The sequence below is a fragment of the Desulfatiglans sp. genome, from assembly GCA_012513605.1.
Taxonomy (GTDB): Bacteria; Desulfobacterota; DSM-4660; order Desulfatiglandales; family HGW-15; genus JAAZBV01.
This window is the reverse complement of record JAAZBV010000131.1, coordinates 1-1,926: the sequence shown is the minus strand read 5'-3', so window position 1 is coordinate 1,926 and position 1,926 is coordinate 1. Positions and strand designations below refer to the sequence as shown.

The window sequence follows — 1,926 nt, the reverse complement described above, 5'->3', positions numbered from 1 at the left end:
TCCAGCCAGAAGCTCGCAATATTCTATCGGTTATCAGTGGCAAATTTCAGACCTTCTTTCTTTTGACATTCAGGGTTATTTGAATAAACAATGGGATAAAGCACAGGATGTCCTTTGGAAGGAGCTGAAAGAGGATGAGAGCAGACGGTAAAGCGAGGATGAAGGGGCTTGAAATTTTCCTGAGGCATGATCAGGGCAGATGTTTCTCCGGGTGGTTAAGCTATTCATTGGCTTACAGTGAACGCTATAATTTCAGTGAAATGAAATGGACTGTTTTCGAAAAGAATATACTTAACAACTTGCAGCTTGTTACTTCATTTAATCTACCTAAAGGTAACAATATAGGAATGCGGTTTCAGTATACAGATGGCTACCCTTATACTCCGGTAAAGAAAGTGTCCTATTATGATGCCTCAAATTTCTGGTACCAACCTGAATATGGAGAAAAAAATTCTGAAAAGTATCCTCCATTCATAGGATTGGATCTCAGATATGAATAGAGACTCATTTTTCCAAGATTTATTATCATTCTATATACCGGATTCGAAAGAATATTGCATTTTCTTCAATTTATCGAAAAAAATGATGGTACTCCCATATATTTCCCTGCCGAAGAGCCAACCTACAGTTATGATTACTCTCGCTTTCAGGGTGTAGCAGCATATCCTTCTGTATCTGTTGGATTTACACTGGAGTTTTAAGATGGACTGTTTCAAAATGATAAAAATACTGAAAAATATGGTCATTTGCGGTTCTGCCTGTTTCTTGTCATGCATATACTATGAAGAATTCATGGAAATTGAGGACAGCAAGCTCAGAGTAATAGGAGTGCATTATGAGCCTTTTGCGGAAGTCGCTCCTGGAGATACACTCACCTGCAAAGCTTATTTCGCAGGCGATGACGTCATCTCCATACTTGATAGAGAGAAAGACTCCTGGTATTCGCTTATTGAACTGAAACCACCACTGATTGTAGATATGGAGCATTTTAAAGTGTGGCTTGTTATTTACGACTACACTAACGATCTGGGATGGCCAGCAGGTTATGCAATAAAAGAAATTAAAGGAATATTTAAATACACGGAAGCATATAAAAAATCGGTTCAATAAATAGAAAAGTAAAAGGAGCTTTTTCACTGCCGGTTCTTCGTTTAAATATTTTTTCATATTATTTCTGATTAGATATTGTTTTGATATTAGTTCCTATTTTTTCCGATTTGATATTATTTCGTTATTTTTTTTGCCATCAGATACCTTATTAGGTAAGAAATTTCATTAAAATGAGAAAATACTGGCCAAACGGTTAAACATATATTATAATCTTAGTTTAATCACCTCAGGGCAATGATTTTCCACTTGAATCCTTACCCGGATAATTAATAAGACTAATAAACGAAATATTAGAGATATTTTAAGGGGATTCTGCATTTGCAGAAAATTTTTTTTGATTACTTCTTTATCACTCTTCATTATGAATATGCTTCGTGTTATGAATGTTTGAGAATATTTAGGAGCAACACCCCCGAATTACTAACCACAATTTTTTAGCACTCCAAAAGAAGGGTGCAGGAAAGAGAATAAATGAAGTTTTCCGAATTCGATCTTGATGATCAAATAATTCAGGCACTGGAAGAAGCCGGCTACAGTGAGTGCATGCCGGTCCAGGAGCAGACCCTGGCTCACACTATTAAGGGAAAAGATGTATTTGTGCAATCTCAGACTGGCACCGGTAAAACTGCTGCTTTTCTGGTTTCAATTTTCGCTCTGCTCCGTGGTGAGCTCAAAGGTAAAAAGTCATTGATAATCGCTCCCACACGTGAATTAGCGGTACAGATCGAAAAAGAAGCGATTCTTCTGGGGCACAATCTCGGATTTAACATCTGCAGTTTCTACGGAGGAGTCGGTTACGGCCGACAGGAACACCAC

The 1,926-nt window shown here is 37.5% G+C and carries 3 protein-coding genes; all 3 read left to right on the top strand.

Annotated elements, in window-relative coordinates; all coding sequences use genetic code 11:
- Window positions 1-134: 134 nt before the first annotated feature.
- On the top strand, window positions 135-500 hold the full coding sequence (locus tag GX654_17810) for a hypothetical protein (GenBank protein ID NLD38721.1): 366 nt from the start codon (window positions 135-137) through the stop codon (window positions 498-500).
- A gap of 202 nt (window positions 501-702) precedes the next feature.
- Complete coding sequence (locus GX654_17805; GenBank protein NLD38720.1) at window positions 703-1,110, top strand: hypothetical protein; 408 nt, start codon at window positions 703-705, stop codon at window positions 1,108-1,110.
- A 471-nt stretch (window positions 1,111-1,581) separates the two neighbouring features.
- The coding region (locus tag GX654_17800; protein NLD38719.1) for a DEAD/DEAH box helicase at window positions 1,582-1,926 on the top strand (345 nt) is incomplete at its 3' end.

Coding starts and splice junctions, on each gene's coding strand:
- GX654_17810 (NLD38721.1), top strand. CDS start 135: ATGAGAGCAGACGGTAAAGCGAGGATGAAGGGGCTTGAAATTTTCCTG.
- GX654_17805 (NLD38720.1), top strand. CDS start 703: ATGGACTGTTTCAAAATGATAAAAATACTGAAAAATATGGTCATTTGC.